Source organism: Streptomyces sp. NPDC055966, from assembly GCF_042269865.1.
Classification (GTDB): Bacteria; Actinomycetota; Actinomycetes; order Streptomycetales; family Streptomycetaceae; genus Streptomyces.
In genome coordinates this window covers 195,441-210,653 of record NZ_JBHJYK010000014.1, presented here as the reverse complement: position 1 = coordinate 210,653, position 15,213 = coordinate 195,441, and the positions used below count along the sequence as shown (strand labels likewise).

General features: G+C 70.6%; 15 protein-coding genes. 8 read left to right on the top strand and 7 right to left on the bottom strand.

Annotated features, from left to right (window positions below; genetic code table 11):
* Complete coding sequence (locus ACFC8N_RS28445) at positions 1-855, bottom strand: basic amino acid ABC transporter substrate-binding protein (RefSeq protein WP_356031004.1); 855 nt, start codon at positions 853-855, stop codon at positions 1-3.
* Between the two features lie 167 nt (positions 856-1,022).
* On the opposite strand from ACFC8N_RS28445, the gene ACFC8N_RS28440 reads away from it, so the two are divergent.
* The 6 genes from ACFC8N_RS28440 (at position 1,023) to thpD (ending at position 6,428) form a co-directional block, all read left to right on the top strand.
* Entirely contained in the window at positions 1,023-2,132 is a 1,110-nt protein-coding gene (locus ACFC8N_RS28440) for a pyridoxal-phosphate-dependent aminotransferase family protein (protein WP_376290907.1), read from the top strand.
* Between the two features lie 308 nt (positions 2,133-2,440).
* The gene (locus ACFC8N_RS28435; RefSeq protein ID WP_356031002.1) at positions 2,441-2,977 is read left to right on the top strand and encodes a DinB family protein; all 537 of its coding nucleotides are present in this window, start codon (positions 2,441-2,443) and stop codon (positions 2,975-2,977) included.
* 266 nt (positions 2,978-3,243) lie between these two features.
* On the top strand, positions 3,244-3,762 hold the full coding sequence (gene ectA, locus ACFC8N_RS28430) for a diaminobutyrate acetyltransferase (RefSeq protein ID WP_356031001.1): 519 nt from the start codon (positions 3,244-3,246) through the stop codon (positions 3,760-3,762).
* Between the two features lie 56 nt (positions 3,763-3,818).
* Positions 3,819-5,090, top strand: coding sequence for a diaminobutyrate--2-oxoglutarate transaminase (ectB, locus tag ACFC8N_RS28425; RefSeq protein ID WP_356031000.1), 1,272 nt, complete (start codon positions 3,819-3,821; stop codon positions 5,088-5,090).
* 40 nt (positions 5,091-5,130) lie between these two features.
* Entirely contained in the window at positions 5,131-5,535 is a 405-nt protein-coding gene (locus tag ACFC8N_RS28420) for an ectoine synthase (RefSeq protein WP_362818925.1), read from the top strand.
* 5 nt (positions 5,536-5,540) lie between these two features.
* Positions 5,541-6,428, top strand: coding sequence for an ectoine hydroxylase (gene thpD, locus ACFC8N_RS28415; protein ID WP_356030998.1), 888 nt, complete (start codon positions 5,541-5,543; stop codon positions 6,426-6,428).
* A 91-nt stretch (positions 6,429-6,519) separates the two neighbouring features.
* Here the strand turns inward: thpD and ACFC8N_RS28410 are convergent, their stop codons facing one another.
* The 5 genes from ACFC8N_RS28410 to ACFC8N_RS28390 all read right to left on the bottom strand — a co-directional run bounded on the left by ACFC8N_RS28410 (position 6,520) and on the right by ACFC8N_RS28390 (position 11,218).
* On the bottom strand, positions 6,520-7,572 hold the full coding sequence (locus ACFC8N_RS28410) for an aminotransferase class V-fold PLP-dependent enzyme (protein WP_356030997.1): 1,053 nt from the start codon (positions 7,570-7,572) through the stop codon (positions 6,520-6,522).
* A 95-nt stretch (positions 7,573-7,667) separates the two neighbouring features.
* Positions 7,668-8,387: a DsbA family oxidoreductase gene (locus tag ACFC8N_RS28405; RefSeq protein WP_356030996.1), complete on the bottom strand. Its 720-nt coding sequence runs from the start codon at positions 8,385-8,387 to the stop codon at positions 7,668-7,670.
* A gap of 78 nt (positions 8,388-8,465) precedes the next feature.
* On the bottom strand, positions 8,466-8,969 hold the full coding sequence (locus ACFC8N_RS28400) for a GNAT family N-acetyltransferase (RefSeq protein WP_356031109.1): 504 nt from the start codon (positions 8,967-8,969) through the stop codon (positions 8,466-8,468).
* Between the two features lie 63 nt (positions 8,970-9,032).
* The gene (locus ACFC8N_RS28395) at positions 9,033-9,641 is read right to left on the bottom strand and encodes a DUF1349 domain-containing protein (protein WP_362818929.1); all 609 of its coding nucleotides are present in this window, start codon (positions 9,639-9,641) and stop codon (positions 9,033-9,035) included.
* A gap of 47 nt (positions 9,642-9,688) precedes the next feature.
* Positions 9,689-11,218 (bottom strand): aldehyde dehydrogenase (NADP(+)), encoded by a 1,530-nt coding sequence (locus ACFC8N_RS28390; RefSeq protein ID WP_376290902.1) that lies wholly within the window; start codon positions 11,216-11,218, stop codon positions 9,689-9,691.
* 173 nt (positions 11,219-11,391) lie between these two features.
* Between ACFC8N_RS28390 and ACFC8N_RS28385 the strand changes: the two genes are divergently transcribed.
* Together ACFC8N_RS28385 and ACFC8N_RS28380 are read left to right on the top strand one after the other, a co-directional pair.
* Positions 11,392-12,165 carry an IclR family transcriptional regulator gene (locus ACFC8N_RS28385; RefSeq protein WP_356030993.1) on the top strand — a complete coding sequence of 258 codons (774 nt, stop codon included), beginning with the start codon at positions 11,392-11,394 and terminating at the stop codon, positions 12,163-12,165.
* Positions 12,166-12,260: 95 nt separating this feature from the next.
* Positions 12,261-13,715 (top strand): penicillin-binding transpeptidase domain-containing protein, encoded by a 1,455-nt coding sequence (locus tag ACFC8N_RS28380; protein WP_362818933.1) that lies wholly within the window; start codon positions 12,261-12,263, stop codon positions 13,713-13,715.
* An 18-nt stretch (positions 13,716-13,733) separates the two neighbouring features.
* Here ACFC8N_RS28380 and ACFC8N_RS28375 read toward each other — a convergent pair whose 3' ends face one another.
* Positions 13,734-15,131 carry an NCS2 family permease gene (locus tag ACFC8N_RS28375; protein ID WP_356030991.1) on the bottom strand — a complete coding sequence of 466 codons (1,398 nt, stop codon included), beginning with the start codon at positions 15,129-15,131 and terminating at the stop codon, positions 13,734-13,736.
* Between the last annotated feature and the right edge of the window lie 82 nt (positions 15,132-15,213).

The window sequence follows — 15,213 nt, the reverse complement described above, 5'->3', positions numbered from 1 at the left end:
TCAGGACGCGGAGGCGGAGGCGGCCGGGGAGGCGACGGAGGCGTTGTACGGGCCGATCCACTTCTCGTAGATCTTCTTGTACGTGCCGTCGGCCTTGGCGTCCTTCAGGGCCGTGTTGATGGCGTCGAGCAGGGCCTTGTTGCCCTTCTTGACCGTGAAGCCGTACTGCTCGCCGGTCTTGAGGTTGTCGACGACCTTGAACGCGTTCGCGTTGGCCTTGTCCTTCAGCCAGCCCTGGACCACCGGGTAGTCGATGACGACGGCCTGGACCTGGCCGGTGCGCAGGCCGTTGAGGACCGCGTCGGAGGAGGCGAAGGAGACCGGGTCGTAGCCCTTGCCGCGGGCGTAGTCCTCACCGGTGGTCTGCGCCTGCGCGCCGAGCTTCTTGCCCTTGAGGCCGGCGAACGAGGTGATGCCGCTGTTCTTGGCGACGAGCACGGCCTGCGTGGCCTCGAAGTACGGGTCGGAGAAGTCGACGTTCTTCTTGCGCTCGGCGGTGATCGTCATGCCGGCGGCGGCCAGGTCGCACTGGCCGGAGTTCAGGAAGGCGCCGGTCTTGAAGTTCTCGAACGGCGTGTCCAGGATCTGCTGCTTGACGCCCAGGTTCTTGGCGACGAGGTCGATCAGGGAGACGTCGAAGCCCTGCACCTTGCCGTCGACCTCCGACTGGAACGGCGGGTACGGCAGGTGGGTGCAGGTGGTCAGCTGGCCGCCCTTGACGAGGTGGACCCCCTTGACGGTCGTCGGACCGCCCCCCGAGCCGCTGGAGGAGCAGCCGGCGACCACGAGCGCCAGCGCGGCGGTCGCGGTGGTGGCGGCCAGGAAGCGGGACCGGCGCCCGAGGAACGTCTTCATGGGGAGTGATCTTCTCTGTGGGGGACCTTTGGGTTCCGATTATAAGGAAGAGTTTGAGTACCTCAAACCAAACTGATGGTAACGGGGGCATTCCACTTAAGATCGATGGAGTCGACCCCACCGGCCGAAGATCCGGGAACCACCCGAGAACGAAGAGAGAGCCCGCCGTGACGCACCCCTTCCTCGACCTGCCCCCGCTGAGTGCCGAGCGCTTCGCCGCCATCGAGGACGGGGTGGCCCGGCTGCTGGACACCCGACAGGACGTGCTGGTCACCCAGGGCGAGGCGCTGCTGCCGCTGGAGGGCGCGATCCGCGGCGCGGCCGGTCCGGGCACGGTGGCCCTGAACGTGATCACAGGCCCCTACGGGCAGACCTTCGGCGACTGGCTGCGCTCCTGCGGCGCGACCGTGCACGACATCACGGTCCCCTTCCACACGGCGGTCACGGCCGAGCAGGTCCGCGAGGCGTTCGCCGAGCACCCCGGGATCGACTTCGTGTCCCTCGTCCACGCCGAGGCGGCGACCGGCAACACCAACCCGGTCGCGGAGATCGGCGAGGTGGTACGGGAGCACGGCGCGCTCTTCTACCTGGACGCGGTCGCCTCGGTGGGCGCGGAGCCGGTGCTGCCGGACGCGTGGGGCGTGGACCTGTGCGTGATCGGGGCGCAGAAGGCGATGGGCGGTCCGGCCGGCGTGTCGGCGATCTCGGTGAGCGAGCGGGCCTGGACCCGGATGGCGGCCAACCCGCACGCGCCGCGCCGTTCCTACCTGTCCCTGCTGGACTGGAAGGAGCGCTGGACCGACGCGGGCCGCGCGGTGCTGCCGCACGCTCCGGCCCAGCTGGAGATGCTGGCGCTTCAGGCGTGCCTGGAGCGGATCGAGTCGGCGGGCCTCGACGCCGTGATGGGCCGGCACCGCGGCGCGGCGCTGGCCACGCGGGCCGGTGCGGTGGCGCTGGGCGGCGGCCTGGAGCCGTACGTGTACGAGGAGAGGGACGCGGCGCCGGTCGCGACGACCCTGCGGGTGCCGGCGGGCGTGGTGGCCTCCGAGCTGGTGGCCCGGGCGCTGGCGAGCGACCCCACGCTGCCGCTGGTCGCGGGCGGGGGCGCGCTGGCGAAGGAGATGATCCGGGTCAACCACTACGGGGCGGATGCCACGCCGGGCGCGGTCCAGGGCTCCCTCGCGGCCCTGGGCGGGGCGCTCGCCGAGCAGGGCCTGGGCGTGGACCTGGAGGCGGCACGGCGGGCCGTGGACAAGGCCTGGACCGAGGGACGGTAGCGCTCCGCCGCCGCGTTGCTCCGCCGCGCGGCCACAAGCTTCCTCACGGCAGCCGACGGTCACACCGCACCCCCGACACCTCCACGCCCCAGCCCTCCGCCTGCGCCGACCACCCACGGCCGACCGCCGACGTACCGAATCTCCGGACCGCCCACAGGAACCCGGCCCCGGCCGCCCCGCGGCACCGGCGCCCGGCCCGCCTCTCACCGCCACGCCGAGCGAGGCAGGAGGCCCGGCCGAAGGCCGTGTCCGGCGCAACCGCGTGCCGCGTGCGGGGCGTTGTCGTACCCGCCTGGCATGCTGCCGCCATGACCACACCTCAGGCACCGCAGACCCTTCCCGACGGCCGGCCCGTCCCCCTGTTGACCGGGCCCGAACTACCCATGCTGGAAAGCTGGCTGGACTTCCACCGGGGCACGCTGGAGCTGAAGTGCCGCGGGCTGGACGACGAGCAGGTCCGGCTCGCCCCGGCGGAGCCGTCGTCCCTGACGCTGCTCGGGCTCGTGCAGCACCTCGCCGAGGTCGAACGGAACTGGTTCCAGCGGGTGGTGGGCGGGCTGGACGTGCCGCTGGTGTTCGGGGACGAGGCGGGGGCGGGGTACGCGCTCGATCCCGGGCGCGGGCTGGAGGAGGCCCTGGGCGTCTGGCGACGGGAGATCGCGCGCGGGCGGGAGCTGCTCGCCGGGCGGAGCCTGGAGGACACCGGGCGGATCGCCGACGGGCCGATGACCGGCGCCGAGGTCAGTGTGCGCTGGGTGCTCATCCATCTCATCGAGGAGTACGCCCGGCACAACGGACACGCCGACATTCTGCGTGAACGAATCGACGGAACCACCGGCGCCTGAATTCAATTTCCTTTCACAATTCCCTCCTATTTCCCGGACGACAGCTTCCCGTCTTCTTCTGCCCGCTTTTTTCAAGGCTAAACGGGGGAGTTTTCCAACAGGTTTCGTACGGCCACTTGACGGATTCCTAGCTGTGACGCACTCCACACCGAGGTAGATTTGCCCGGATTTGCCGTGGGGCAATCCGGGCAAAACGCCGAGCTCTCTGCGCAGCCCGGCAACGGCCGCCGTGCATTTCCTAATTCGCCTCGCTAAATTCGTGCCGCATGACTGCCGCACCCGCAGACCTGCTCATCGACCAGCCGGCGGTGACCGACGGAGCCGCGCTCTGGCGTCTCGCCAAGGACTCGAAAACCCTCGACCTGAACTCCTCGTACAGCTATCTGCTGTGGTGCCGGGACTTCGCCGGCACCTCGGCGGTGGCGCGCGGCGCGGGCGGGGCGCCGGTCGGCTTCGTCACCGGCTACGTGCGGCCCGACCGCCCGCACACCCTGCTCGTCTGGCAGGTGGCGGTGGACTCCGCCCACCGGGGTCTCGGCATCGCCGCCGCACTGCTGGACGGGCTGACCGCCCGGCTGACCGCCGAGCGCGGCGTCACCGAGGTGGAGACCACCATCACCCCCGGCAACACGGCCTCCGAGCGGCTGTTCACGTCGTTCGCCGAGCGGCACGGGGCGCGCCTCGCACGCGAGGTGCTGTTCCCCACCGAGCTGTTCCCGGACGGCCCGCACGACCCCGAAGTCCTGTACCGCATCAGCCCGTTGACCGGCGTCACCGCCCGCTGATCCCCGTACCTCCCGCCGAGCCCCCCACCGAGCCCCCTCCCGAGGAGCGATTCACCGTGACCATCACCCAGCCCGACCTCAGTGTCTTCGAGACCCTCGAGTCCGAGGTGCGCAGCTACTGCCGCGGCTGGCCCACGGTCTTCGACCGCGCACAGGGCAGCCGGATGTTCGACGAGGACGGCCATGTGTACCTCGACTTCTTCGCCGGTGCCGGATCACTCAACTACGGCCACAACAACCCGGTGCTCAAACGGGCGCTGATCGACTATCTGGACCGGGACGGGGTCACCCACGGCCTGGACATGTCGACCACGGCCAAGCGGTCCTTCCTCCAGGCCTTCCAGGATCTGGTGCTGCGCCCGCGCGACCTGCCGTACAAGGTCATGTTCCCGGGCCCGACCGGCACCAACGCCGTGGAGTCGGCGCTGAAGCTGGCCCGCAAGGTGAAGGGCCGGGAGGCGATCGTGTCGTTCACGAACGCCTTCCACGGGATGTCCCTGGGCTCCCTCGCCGTCACCGGCAACGCCTTCAAGCGGGCCGGCGCCGGCATTCCGCTGGTGCACGGCACCCCGATGCCGTTCGACAACTACTTCGACGGCACGGTCCCGGACTTCCTGTGGTTCGAGCGGCTGCTGGAGGACCAGGGCTCCGGGCTCAACAAGCCCGCCGCGGTGATCGTGGAGACCGTGCAGGGCGAGGGCGGCATCAACGTGGCCCGGCCCGAATGGCTGCGCGCGCTGGCGGAGTTGTGCGAGCGGCAGGACATGCTGCTGATCGTCGACGACATCCAGATGGGCTGCGGCCGCACCGGCGCCTTCTTCTCCTTCGAGGAGGCGGGCATCACCCCGGACATCGTCACCGTCTCCAAGTCGATCAGCGGCTACGGGCTGCCGATGTCGCTGTGCCTGTTCAAGCCGGAGCTGGACGTGTGGGAGCCCGGCGAGCACAACGGCACCTTCCGCGGCAACAACCCCGCGTTCGTCACCGCGACCGCGGCGCTGGAGACGTACTGGGCCGACGGCTCGGCGATGGAGAAGCAGACCCGGTCCCGGGGCGAGCAGGTCGAGCAGGCGCTGATCTCGATCACCGAGGAGAACCTCGCCGACGTCAAGGAGTACCGCGGGCGCGGCCTGGTGTGGGGCATGGAGTTCCACGACAAGGCGCGGGCCGGCCGGGTCGCCAAGCGGGCCTTCGAACTCGGGCTGCTCATCGAGACGTCCGGCCCCGAGGGCGAGGTCGTCAAGCTGCTGCCCGCGCTCACCATCACACCGGACGAGCTGGACGAGGGCCTGCGGATCCTCGCCCGCGCCGTCCGCGAGACCGTCTGACCGGCGCGCCAGCGCACGAACCAGGAGGAAGAACAGCACCGTGATCGTCCGATCGTTCAAGGACATCGAAGGCACCGACCGGCACGTGAAGGCGAAGTCCGGCACCTGGGAGAGCAAGCGGATCGTCCTCGCCAAGGAGCGGGTCGGCTTCTCCCTGCACGAGACCATCCTCTACGCCGGCACGGAGACGTCGATGTGGTACGCCAACCACATCGAGGCCGTCGTCTGCACCCGGGGCGAGGCCGAACTCACCGACCACGAGACCGGGACGTCGTACACGATCACGCCCGGCACCATGTACCTCCTCGACGGCCACGAGCGGCACACGCTGAAGGTCAAGGAGGACTTCCACTGCCTCTGCGTGTTCAACCCGCCCGTGACCGGGCGGGAGGACCACGACGAGAACGGCGTCTACCCGCTCCTGACGGAGCCCGAGGAGGTGTGACAGACATGACCACCCTGACCGATCTGTACCCCAGCCGCGGAGCCACCGAGGTGAGCGTCCCCCGGCAGGACCCGGTCGTCTGGGGCTCCCCGGACACGCCCGGTCCGATCGCGACCGGCGACCTCCAGTCGTACGAGCGTGACGGCTTCCTCGCGATCGACCAGCTGATCACCCCCGACGAGGTCGAGGTCTACCGGCAGGAGCTGGACCGGCTGATCGCCGACCCGGCGATCCGCGCCGACGAGCGCTCGATCATCGAGCCGACGTCGCAGGAGATCCGCTCGGTCTTCGAGGTGCACCGGATCAGCGAGCTGTTCGCGAACCTGGTGCGCGACGAGCGCGTCGTCGGCCGGGCCCGGCAGATCCTCGGCTCGGACGTGTACGTCCACCAGTCCCGGATCAACGTCAAGCCGGGCTTCGGCGCGAGCGGCTTCTACTGGCACTCGGACTTCGAGACCTGGCACGCCGAGGACGGCCTGCCGAACATGCGCACGGTGTCCGTCTCGATCGCGCTGACCGAGAACCACGACACCAACGGCGGCCTGATGATCATGCCGGGCTCGCACCGCACGTTCCTGGGCTGCGCCGGCGCCACGCCCAAGGACAACTACAAGAAGTCCCTCCAGATGCAGGACGCGGGCACGCCGTCCGACGAGGCGCTGACGAAGATGGCGGGCGCGTACGGCATCAAGCTCTTCACGGGCAGGGCCGGTTCGGCGACCTGGTTCGACTGCAACTGCATGCACGGCTCCGGCGACAACATCACGCCGTTCCCGCGCAGCAACGTCTTCATCGTGTTCAACAGCGTGGACAACGCGGCCGTCGAGCCCTTCGCGGCACCGGTGCGGCGGCCGGAGTTCATCGGGGCGCGGGACTTCACGCCGGTGAAGTAGCCCCCGGCGTACCGGAGTACGCCTGCGAACCCCGGGCCGGGGCCTCCTGTGTGGGACGGGAGGCTCCGGCCCGGTCATGTCACCGGCGCCGTCAGCCGGCCAGCACGTCCAGCAGCCGGTCCACGTCCGCGGGCGTGTTGTAGAGGTGGAACGAGGCCCGCAGGTTGCCGGCCCGGTCGGACACCTCGATGCCCGCGCGGCTCAACTCGCCCTGCCGCCCGCCCAGTCCGGGGACGGAGACGATCGCCGAGCCGGGGGCGGGCAGGGGCGCGTGGCCGAGCGAGGCGAGTCCGGCCCGGAACCGGTCGGCGAGGGCCAGGTCGTGGGCCTGCACGGCGGCCACGCCCAGCTCCTCGATCAGGGCGAGGGAGTGGCGCACGCCGGTGTAGGTGAACAGGGCGGGGCTGACGTCGAACCGCCGTGCCGAGCGGGCGAGTTCGGCCACCGGGCCGTAGCAGCTGTCCCAGGGTTCCTCGGCCGCGACCCAGCCCGCCAGCAGCGGGGCGAGGCCCCCGAAGTCCTCGGGGACGACGAGGAAGGCGGCGCCGTGCGGGCCGAGCAGCCACTTGAAGGTCGTGGAGACGGTGAAGTCGTAGGCCCCGGCCGCCATCGGCAGCCAGCCCGCGGCCTGGGAGAAGTCGACGTAGGTGCGCGTGCCGTGCGCCCGGGCCGCCTCGCGCAGGGCGGGCAGGTCGGCGATCCGTCCGTCGGCGGACTGGGCGGCGCTGACCGCGACGAGCGCGGTGCCGGGCCGCACGGACTCGGCGAGCCGCTCCAGCGGTACGGCACGGACCTTGAGGTCGCCGCGCGTGTAGAAGGGGTTGAGCACGGAGGTGAAGTCGTTCTCGGCGGTGAGGACTTCGGCGCCGGCGGGCAGCGAGGCGGCGACCAGCCCGGTCTGGGAGGCGACCGACGCACCGGCCGCCACCCGGGCCACCGGCACCCCGGCGAGCCGGGCGAACGCGGCGCGGGCCAGCTCCACGTCCTCGAACAGCGGGTCCAGCGGCCGGCCCGCCGCCCTGATCGCCACCGCCTCGTGCAGGGCGGCGACGGTACGGGCGGGCAGCAGGCCGCTGCTCGCGGTGTTCAGAAAGGTGTTCTTCGGGCTGAACTCGGCACGGACGAGGCTCTCGAAGGTCTCCATGCCCCTACTGTGCGGGGCAGGGCATCCCCCGTCCATTGCGAAAATGTACGTGGATTCGCTTAGGAAGCCTTATACGTCCGCCCCGACCTGCGGTTTCAGTCCTGCTGCGGTACGGCGCACCCGTCCGGCCCGCAGGCCTGCGCCCCGCCCTGGTCCACCAGCTTCAGCGGGGACCGCTCGCCCCAGGCCTGGCTGAGGGCCTGCGCGAAGACCTCGGCGGGCTGGGCGCCGGAGACGCCGTAGGTGCGGTCGAGGACAAAGAACGGCACGCCGTTCGCGCCGAGCTGGGCGGCCTCGCGCTCGTCGGCGCGGACCTCGTCGGCGTAGCGGGCCGGGTCGGCGAGCACGGCGCGGACGGCCTCCGCGTCCAGCCCCGCCTCCACGGCCAGCTCGACCAGGCGCTCGTCGCCCTCGGTGAAGACGGACCGCTCCTCGGCGAAGTTCGCCCGGTACAGGATCTGGATCAGCTGGTCCTGGACGCCCTGTTCCCTGGCGAAGTGCAGCAGGCGGTGCATGTCGAAGGTGTTGCCGTGGTCGCGGCCGCGCGTGCGGTAGTCCAGGCCCTCGGCGGCGGCCTGGGCGCCCAGGTTGTCCTCGCCGGCCTCGGCCTGCGCCTCGCTCATGCCGTACTTCCTGGTGAGCATGGTGATCACCGGCTGGACGTCGCCCTTGGCGCGGCCCGGGTCCAGTTCGAAGGAGCGGTGCACCACCTCGACCTCGTCGCGGTGCGGGAAGGCGGCGAGGGCCTTGTCGAACCGTGCCTTTCCGACGTAGCACCAGGGACAGGCGATGTCCGTCCAGATCTCGACGCGCATGCTCACGGCTCTTCTCCGGGTCGTACGGGCGCGAGGGCTCTCCCCGCTCCCGGTACGTGAACGTTCAAACAGCCCGTTTCATTCCCCGGGCACGGAGAAGCGCAGGAACAGATGGTGGTCGCCGTCGGCCGGCGGGTTCTCCGGGTCGGGGAGCCAGCCCTGACGGGCGTAGAAGGACTGGGCGCGCGCGTTGTCCACGTGCACGTCGAGCACCGCGCTCCGCCTGCGATCGGCGCGCCACTGCTCCACGCAGGCCGCGTGCAGATCGGTGCCGATTCCGGAGCGCCAGCGGTCGGGGTCGACGTGGAACTGGAACAGCTTGACCGTGCCGTCGGGGCCGTCCGCCGGGGGCCGGAAGGAGGCGACGGCGGTGATGGCGCCCCGGTCGACGAGGCACAGCACCTGCCCGTCGGGGCGCTCGACGGCGCCGCGCCAGGCGGCGGTCCAGTCGATGCCGTCGTCCGGGAGACCGTCCGGGTAGTACGTCGAGCGCGCCCGGTGATGCAGTGCGGCGATCACCTCGGCCTCGGCGGGCAGGGCGGTGCGGATCACGCGGGCGCCCGTCACTCGGTCACTGATCATGCCGTTGAGGACGCGCTCTCCCACGGTGCGGTTCCGTGCCCGCCGGCACGCCGGAGGTGCCCGCTAACTCCCGTCCCTCAGGTCCTGGGGCCAGCTCGGTCTGACCTCGATGTGGTCGTACGTCACCACACACCCCTCCCCCATCGGCGACTGCGTCATGAACCCGACCAGCGCGTCGCCGGTCTCCTTCTCGTCGCCCAGGGTGAAGAGCCGGACGAAGGTCCAGGTCTCGCCGTCCCGGGAGGCGTGGAAGGCGAAGGCCCGGCCGGTGCGGCTGATCCGCAGCCAGACCGAACTTCCGTCCACCGTGAAGGAGTTGCAGTCGTCGGAGTGTCCCCGGGTGACCACCGTGCAGACGGTGGGCACGTCCGGGGAGTACTCCAGGCACAGCTTGGCCCAGGCCCGTTCGCCGACGTGCACGTACAGCACGCCGGCGTCGAAGGCCGCCCGGAACCCCACGGTCACCCGGGCGATCAGCTGGAAGTCCCCCTCGGGTGCCCCCAGCAGCCGGGGCGCGTCGGCGGCGGGGTCGAGGGCCGCACCGGTGGGCGGGACGAACCGGTCCTGGCGGGGACCGGCCCAGCCGGTCAGCACGCCGTCCTCGTAGGACCAGTGTCCTTCGGGGCCGTAGGTGCGCAGGGGGAAGGGGAGTTCGGGGAGTTCCACGTCCATCGTCCGATTGTGTCAGGGGACTTCCGAGCCGGCCCGGGTCTTCCCGCCTACCGCTCCAGGACCCCGTTGAACCGCCGGGGAAGCCCCAGCGGGTTCTCGTCCGTCAGCTCGGCGGGCAGCAGTGCGGTGGGCGCGTTCTGGTAGGCCACCGGGCGCAGCCAGCGCTCGATGGCCGTACCGCCCACGGACGTGGACGTGGAGGTCGTGGCCGGGTACGGTCCGCCGTGGTGCTGGGCCGGCGCCACGGCGACGCCCGTCGGCCACGCGTTCACGACCACGCGCCCGGCCAGCGGGGTCAGCGAGGCGAGCAGCTCCGGTCCCCGGCCCTGCCCGGCGGCCTCCTCCGCGGACACCTGGACCGTGGCGGTCAGGTTGCCCGGCAGCCGCGAGAGCACGGCGCTCGCCTCGGCCTCGTCCGCGTAGCGGGCCACGACCGAGACCGGCCCGAAGCACTCCTCCAGCAGCAGGTCGTAGGCGCCCTCCTCGGTCAGCTTCGCCGCCGGCACCGTGAGGAACCCCGCGCTGACCGTGTGCTCGCCGCCCGCGCCGGGTGTGACGGGCGAGTCGACGTCCGCGAGGCGGGCCCGCTCCTCGACCCCGGCGACGAAGTTGTCCCGCATGCGGTGGTCGAGCAGGACCCCCGCGTCGGTGTCGCTGACCGCGTCGGTGAGGGACTTGACCAGCCGGTCCCCGGCCGCGCCGGACGGTACGAGCACCAGGCCGGGCTTGACGCAGAACTGCCCGGCCCCGAGGGTCATGGAGCCGGCGAGCCCGGTGCCGATCGCCTCGGCGCGCTCGGCGACGGCCGCCTCGGTCACGAGGACCGGGTTGAGCGAGCCGAGTTCGCCGTGGAACGGGATCGGCACCGGGCGCGCGGCGGCGGCGTCGAAGAGCGCCCGCCCGCCCCGTACGGAACCGGTGAAGCCCGCGGCCGCGATCTGCGGGTGCCTGATCAGCTCGATGCCCGCCTCGAAGCCGTGCACGAGGCCGACGACGCCTTCGGGGATGCCGTGTCCGGCGGCGGCCCGGCGCAGCACCTTGGCGACCAGCTCGGACAGGGCCGGGTGGTCGGGGTGGGCCTTGACGACGACGGGGCAGCCCGCGGCGAGCGCGCTCGCGGTGTCGCCGCCGGCGACGGAGAAGGCGAAGGGGAAGTTGGAGGCCGAGTAGACGGCGACGACGCCGAGCGGCACCTTGTAGCGGCGCAGGTCCGGGACGGGCGGGGTGGCGGTGTCGTCGGGGTGGTCGATGACGACGTCGAGGAAGGCGCCCTCGTCGACGATGCCGGCGAAGGCCCGCAACTGGTAGCTGGTGCGGGCGAGTTCGCCGGTGAGCCGGACCGGGCCGAGCGCGGTCTCGGCGTCGGCGGTCTCGACGAGGCCGTCCCTGGCCGCGTCCAGGCCGTCGGCGGCGGAGCGCAGGAAGGCGGCGCGGACCGTGCGGTCGGTGAGGGCGCCGCGCGCGGCGTGTGCCGCCCGGACCACGGCGTCCACCTCCTGGGCTGTGGCCTCCACCGCAACCTGTTCACGCTGCTTCCCGGTGCGCGGGTCGACACTCCAGACTGGTGCTGCTGCCACCGCGGGTCCTCTCCAGACGAGACTGCGCTTAACTGGGTCACCCATCAGCCGCGTTCGATATACTGAACGCTGTCTCTGATGATGAATTCAATGCTCGGAGACTACATATCCCGGGTCCTGAATATCCAGGGCCCCGAACATCCAGGTCTCGTCGAACGAAGGGGTCAAGGGCGATGACGGCAGGCGACGCAGGGGGCGGGGCGCAGGTCAAGTCCGCGGTACGGACCGTTGAGCTGCTCGAGTACTTCGCCGGCCGCCCTGGCATGCACTCCCTCGCGGCGGTCCAGGAGGCCGTGGGATACCCCAAGTCCAGCCTGTACATGCTGCTGCGCACCCTCGTGGAGCTGGGCTGGGTGGAGACGGACGCGACGGGCACGCGGTACGGCATCGGGGTGCGGGCGCTGCTGGTCGGCACGTCGTACATCGACGGCGACGAGGTGGTGGCCGCGGCCCGCCCGACGCTGGACCGGCTGTCGGACGACACCACGGAGACGATCCACCTGGCGCGTCTCGACGGCACGAACGTCGTCTATCTGGCCACCCGCCAGTCCCAGCACTATCTGCGCCCCTTCACCCGGGTCGGCCGCCGGCTGCCCGCGCACTCCACCTCGCTCGGCAAGGCGATCCTCGCCACGTACGCCGACGAGCAGGTACGCAAGCTCCTCCCGGAGACCCTCCCGGCGCTGACCGAGCACACGATCACCGACCGCGAGAGGCTCATCGAGGAGCTGCACCAGGTGCGGGAGCAGGGCTTCGCGGTCGACCGCGAGGAGAACACGCTCGGCCTGCGCTGCTTCGGCGTGGCGATCCCGTACCGCACCCCGGCCCGGGACGCGATCAGCTGCTCGGTGCCGGTGGCCCGGCTCACGCCCGCCCACGAGCAGATGATCAAGGACGCGCTGTTCGACGCCCGCGACCGGCTGACGCTCGCGACGCGCAGGCTCTGACCGGACGCCGTGCGGGGCCGGTGTTCCTGAGCGTTCGATAAGAAATCGGGCGTACGGGAACGATCGGCCCCTTCTCGCTCGTCCTCCTGAGCGGGATGAACAAGACGATCAGGCGGGCGTCCGTCTTCACGATGCTGCTCGTACTCGCTCTGCTGGTCAGGGCGACGTGGGTGCAGTTCTACGACGGCAAGGCCCTCGCGGACGACAACGACAACCGACGGGGCGCGATCGAGACGTACTCGCGGCCGCTCGGGAACATCATCGTGGCCGGAAACGCGATCACCGGCTCGACGCGGACGACAGGGAGCGATCTCGCTTACAAGCGGACGTACACGGACGGCAAGCTCTACGCCGCGGTGACGGGCTACGCCTCGCAGGCCTACGCCCCCACCCAACTGGAGGGCATCTACCAGGACCTGCTCAACGGCACGGATCCCAAGCTGAAGACCGTGCTGAGCACGCTCACCGGCGAGCGGGCCGACCCGGGCAACGTGCTCACCACGATCGACCCGGCCGTCCAGAAGGCCGCCTACCAGGCCCTCGGTGACAAGAAGGGCGCGGCCGTCGCGATCGACCCGAAGACCGGCAAGATCCTCGCGGCGGTGTCGACGCCGTCGTACGACCCCTCCTCGCTGACCGACGCCGACACGGCCGGTGCCGCCTGGAAGCAGCTCAACGCGGACAAGAACAAGCCGCTGACCAACCGGGCGCTGCGCCAGCCGCTGCCGCCGGGTTCGACGTTCAAGCTGGTCGTGGCGGCTGCCGCGCTGGAGGACGGGCTCTACAAGAACGTGGACGAACACACCGCCAGCCCCAACCCGTACACCCTGCCGGGCACGGTGCGGCCGCTGGCCAACGAGAACCCGTCGGCCCCGTGCGAGAACGCCTCCATCCGGGTCGCCCTGCAGTACTCCTGCAACAACGTCTTCGGCAAGATGGCCGTCGACCTCGGGCAGGACAAGGTGAGGGCCATGGCCGAGAAGTTCGGCTTCAACGACGACAAGCTCGATGTGCCGGTGCGGGCCTACGCCAGCGTCTACCCGTCGCACATGGACAAGGCGCAGACCGGACTGTCCGGCATCGGCCAGTTCGACGTCACGGCGACCCCGCTCCAGATGGCCATGGTGTCCGCGGCCATAGCCAACGGCGGCAAGCTGGTCTCGCCGCACATGGTGTCCCAGATCACCGACAGCGGCGGCGATGTGGTGAAGGACTACGACTCCGACGCCGGGACCAAGGAGATCGTCAGCTCCTCCACCGCCGAGCAGCTCCAGTCGGCGATGGAGACGGTGGTCAAGGACGGCACCGGCACGAACGCCCTGATCGACGGCGTCACCGTCGGCGGCAAGACCGGCACCGCCCAGCACGGCCCGAACAACAGCAAGACGCCGTACGCCTGGTTCACGTCCTTCGGCACGTCCGACAGCAGCGGCAAGGAAGTCGCCGTCGCGGTGCTGGTCGAGCAGTCGGACGCGGCGAGGTCGGAAGTCAGCGGCAACGGCCTGGCGGCACCGGTGGCGAAGGCGATGATGCGGGCGGCGCTGACGTAGGCCGCCGCGCCTCACCCCTCACTTCACCCCGAGGATCTGCTCCACGGGGTCGATGGCGAAGTACACGAGGAACAGCGCCGAGACCCCCCACAGCAGCCAGTTGACCTCCTTCGCCTTCCCCAGCACCGTCTTGATGAGCACGTAGGCCACGAAACCGGCTCCGATGCCGTCGGTGATGGAGTAGGTGAACGGCATCGCGGCGATCGTGAGGAACGCCGGGATCGCGATCTCGTACCGGTCCCAGTCGATGTGCTTGACGTGGGTCATCATCAGGAAGCCCACCGCGATCAGCGCGGGCGCCGCCGCCTGGAGCGGGACGATGGTGAGCAGCGGGGTGAGGAAGAGGGCGAGGCCGAAGAGGCCGCCGGTGACGAGGTTGGCGAGGCCGGTGCGGGCGCCCTCCCCGACGCCGGCCGCCGACTCGATGTAGGCGGTGTTGGAGGAGGCGGAGCCGAGGCCGCCCGCGACGGCGGCGGCGCCGTCGATGAACAGCACGCGGCCGATGCCGGGCACCTGGCCCCGCTCGTCCAGCAGCCCGGCCTCGGCGCTGATGCCGACGATCGTGCCCATGGCGTCGAAGAAGTCCGACAGGATCAGGGTGAAGACGAGCAGGACGGCGGTGAGCACGCCGGCCTTGCCGAAGCCGCCGAACACGCTGAAGTGACCGATGAGTCCGAAGTCCGGGGCGGCGACGATCCGGTCCGGGACCTTGGGCGTGGTCAGGCCCCAGCTCTTGATGCCGGCGACGGAGTCGATGACGATCGCGACAACGGTCATCGTCACGATGCTGATGAGGATCGCGCCCTTCACCTTGCGGGCGAGCAGGGCGATGGTCAGCAGCACACCGAGGCAGAAGACCAGCACGGGCCAGCCGGTGAGGCGTCCGACGGCGCCGAGCTGCACGGGCACGGTGGTGTTCGCGGCGTCCGGGATGCGGCTGACGAACCCGGCGTCGACGAAGCCGATGAACGCGATGAACAGGCCGATGCCGACGCCGATGGCCTGCTTCAGCTGGTGCGGGATCGCGTTCATGATCGCTTCCCGGAGCCCGGTGAGGACCAGGAGGCAGATGATCAGGCCTTCCAGGACGACGAGGCCCATCGCGTCGGGCCAGCTCATCAGCGGGGCGAGCTGGAAGGCGACGACGGCGTTCAGGCCGAGGCCGGCGGCGATCGCGAGCGGCAGGTTGCCGCCGACGCCCATGATGATCGTCATCACACACGCCACCAGCGCGGTGGCGGTGACGAGTTGGCCGGTGTCGAGCGTGTGCCCGTACTTGTCCTTGGCGCTTCCCAGGATGATCGGATTCAGGACAAGGATGTAGGCCATGGTGAAGAACGTGGCGAAGCCGCCGCGTATCTCCCGGCCGAACGTGGATCCCCGCTCGGAGATCCGGAAATACCGGTCCACTGACATCGTGCCACTCCTCGTGACCTGGTGATCGGCTTGCGGATGCTGGCTGGATTGTTCCCCTGTTCAACCTGTTTCAGGTTTTCCC

What these genes read in the sequence shown, in the direction of transcription:
- ectA (WP_356031001.1), top strand. Translation starts at nt 3,244, where the DNA reads ATGACTGCCGCACCCGCAGACCTGCTCATCGACCAGCCGGCGGTGACC.
- ACFC8N_RS28410 (WP_356030997.1), bottom strand. Translation starts at nt 7,572, where the DNA reads ATGGAGACCTTCGAGAGCCTCGTCCGTGCCGAGTTCAGCCCGAAGAAC.
- ACFC8N_RS28400 (WP_356031109.1), bottom strand. Translation starts at nt 8,969, where the DNA reads ATGATCAGTGACCGAGTGACGGGCGCCCGCGTGATCCGCACCGCCCTG.
- ACFC8N_RS28405 (WP_356030996.1), bottom strand. Translation starts at nt 8,387, where the DNA reads ATGCGCGTCGAGATCTGGACGGACATCGCCTGTCCCTGGTGCTACGTC.
- thpD (WP_356030998.1), top strand. Translation starts at nt 5,541, where the DNA reads ATGACCACCCTGACCGATCTGTACCCCAGCCGCGGAGCCACCGAGGTG.
- ACFC8N_RS28435 (WP_356031002.1), top strand. Translation starts at nt 2,441, where the DNA reads ATGACCACACCTCAGGCACCGCAGACCCTTCCCGACGGCCGGCCCGTC.
- ACFC8N_RS28385 (WP_356030993.1), top strand. Translation starts at nt 11,392, where the DNA reads ATGACGGCAGGCGACGCAGGGGGCGGGGCGCAGGTCAAGTCCGCGGTA.
- ACFC8N_RS28395 (WP_362818929.1), bottom strand. Translation starts at nt 9,641, where the DNA reads ATGGACGTGGAACTCCCCGAACTCCCCTTCCCCCTGCGCACCTACGGC.
- ACFC8N_RS28380 (WP_362818933.1), top strand. Translation starts at nt 12,261, where the DNA reads ATGAACAAGACGATCAGGCGGGCGTCCGTCTTCACGATGCTGCTCGTA.
- ACFC8N_RS28375 (WP_356030991.1), bottom strand. Translation starts at nt 15,131, where the DNA reads ATGTCAGTGGACCGGTATTTCCGGATCTCCGAGCGGGGATCCACGTTC.
- ACFC8N_RS28445 (WP_356031004.1), bottom strand. Translation starts at nt 855, where the DNA reads ATGAAGACGTTCCTCGGGCGCCGGTCCCGCTTCCTGGCCGCCACCACC.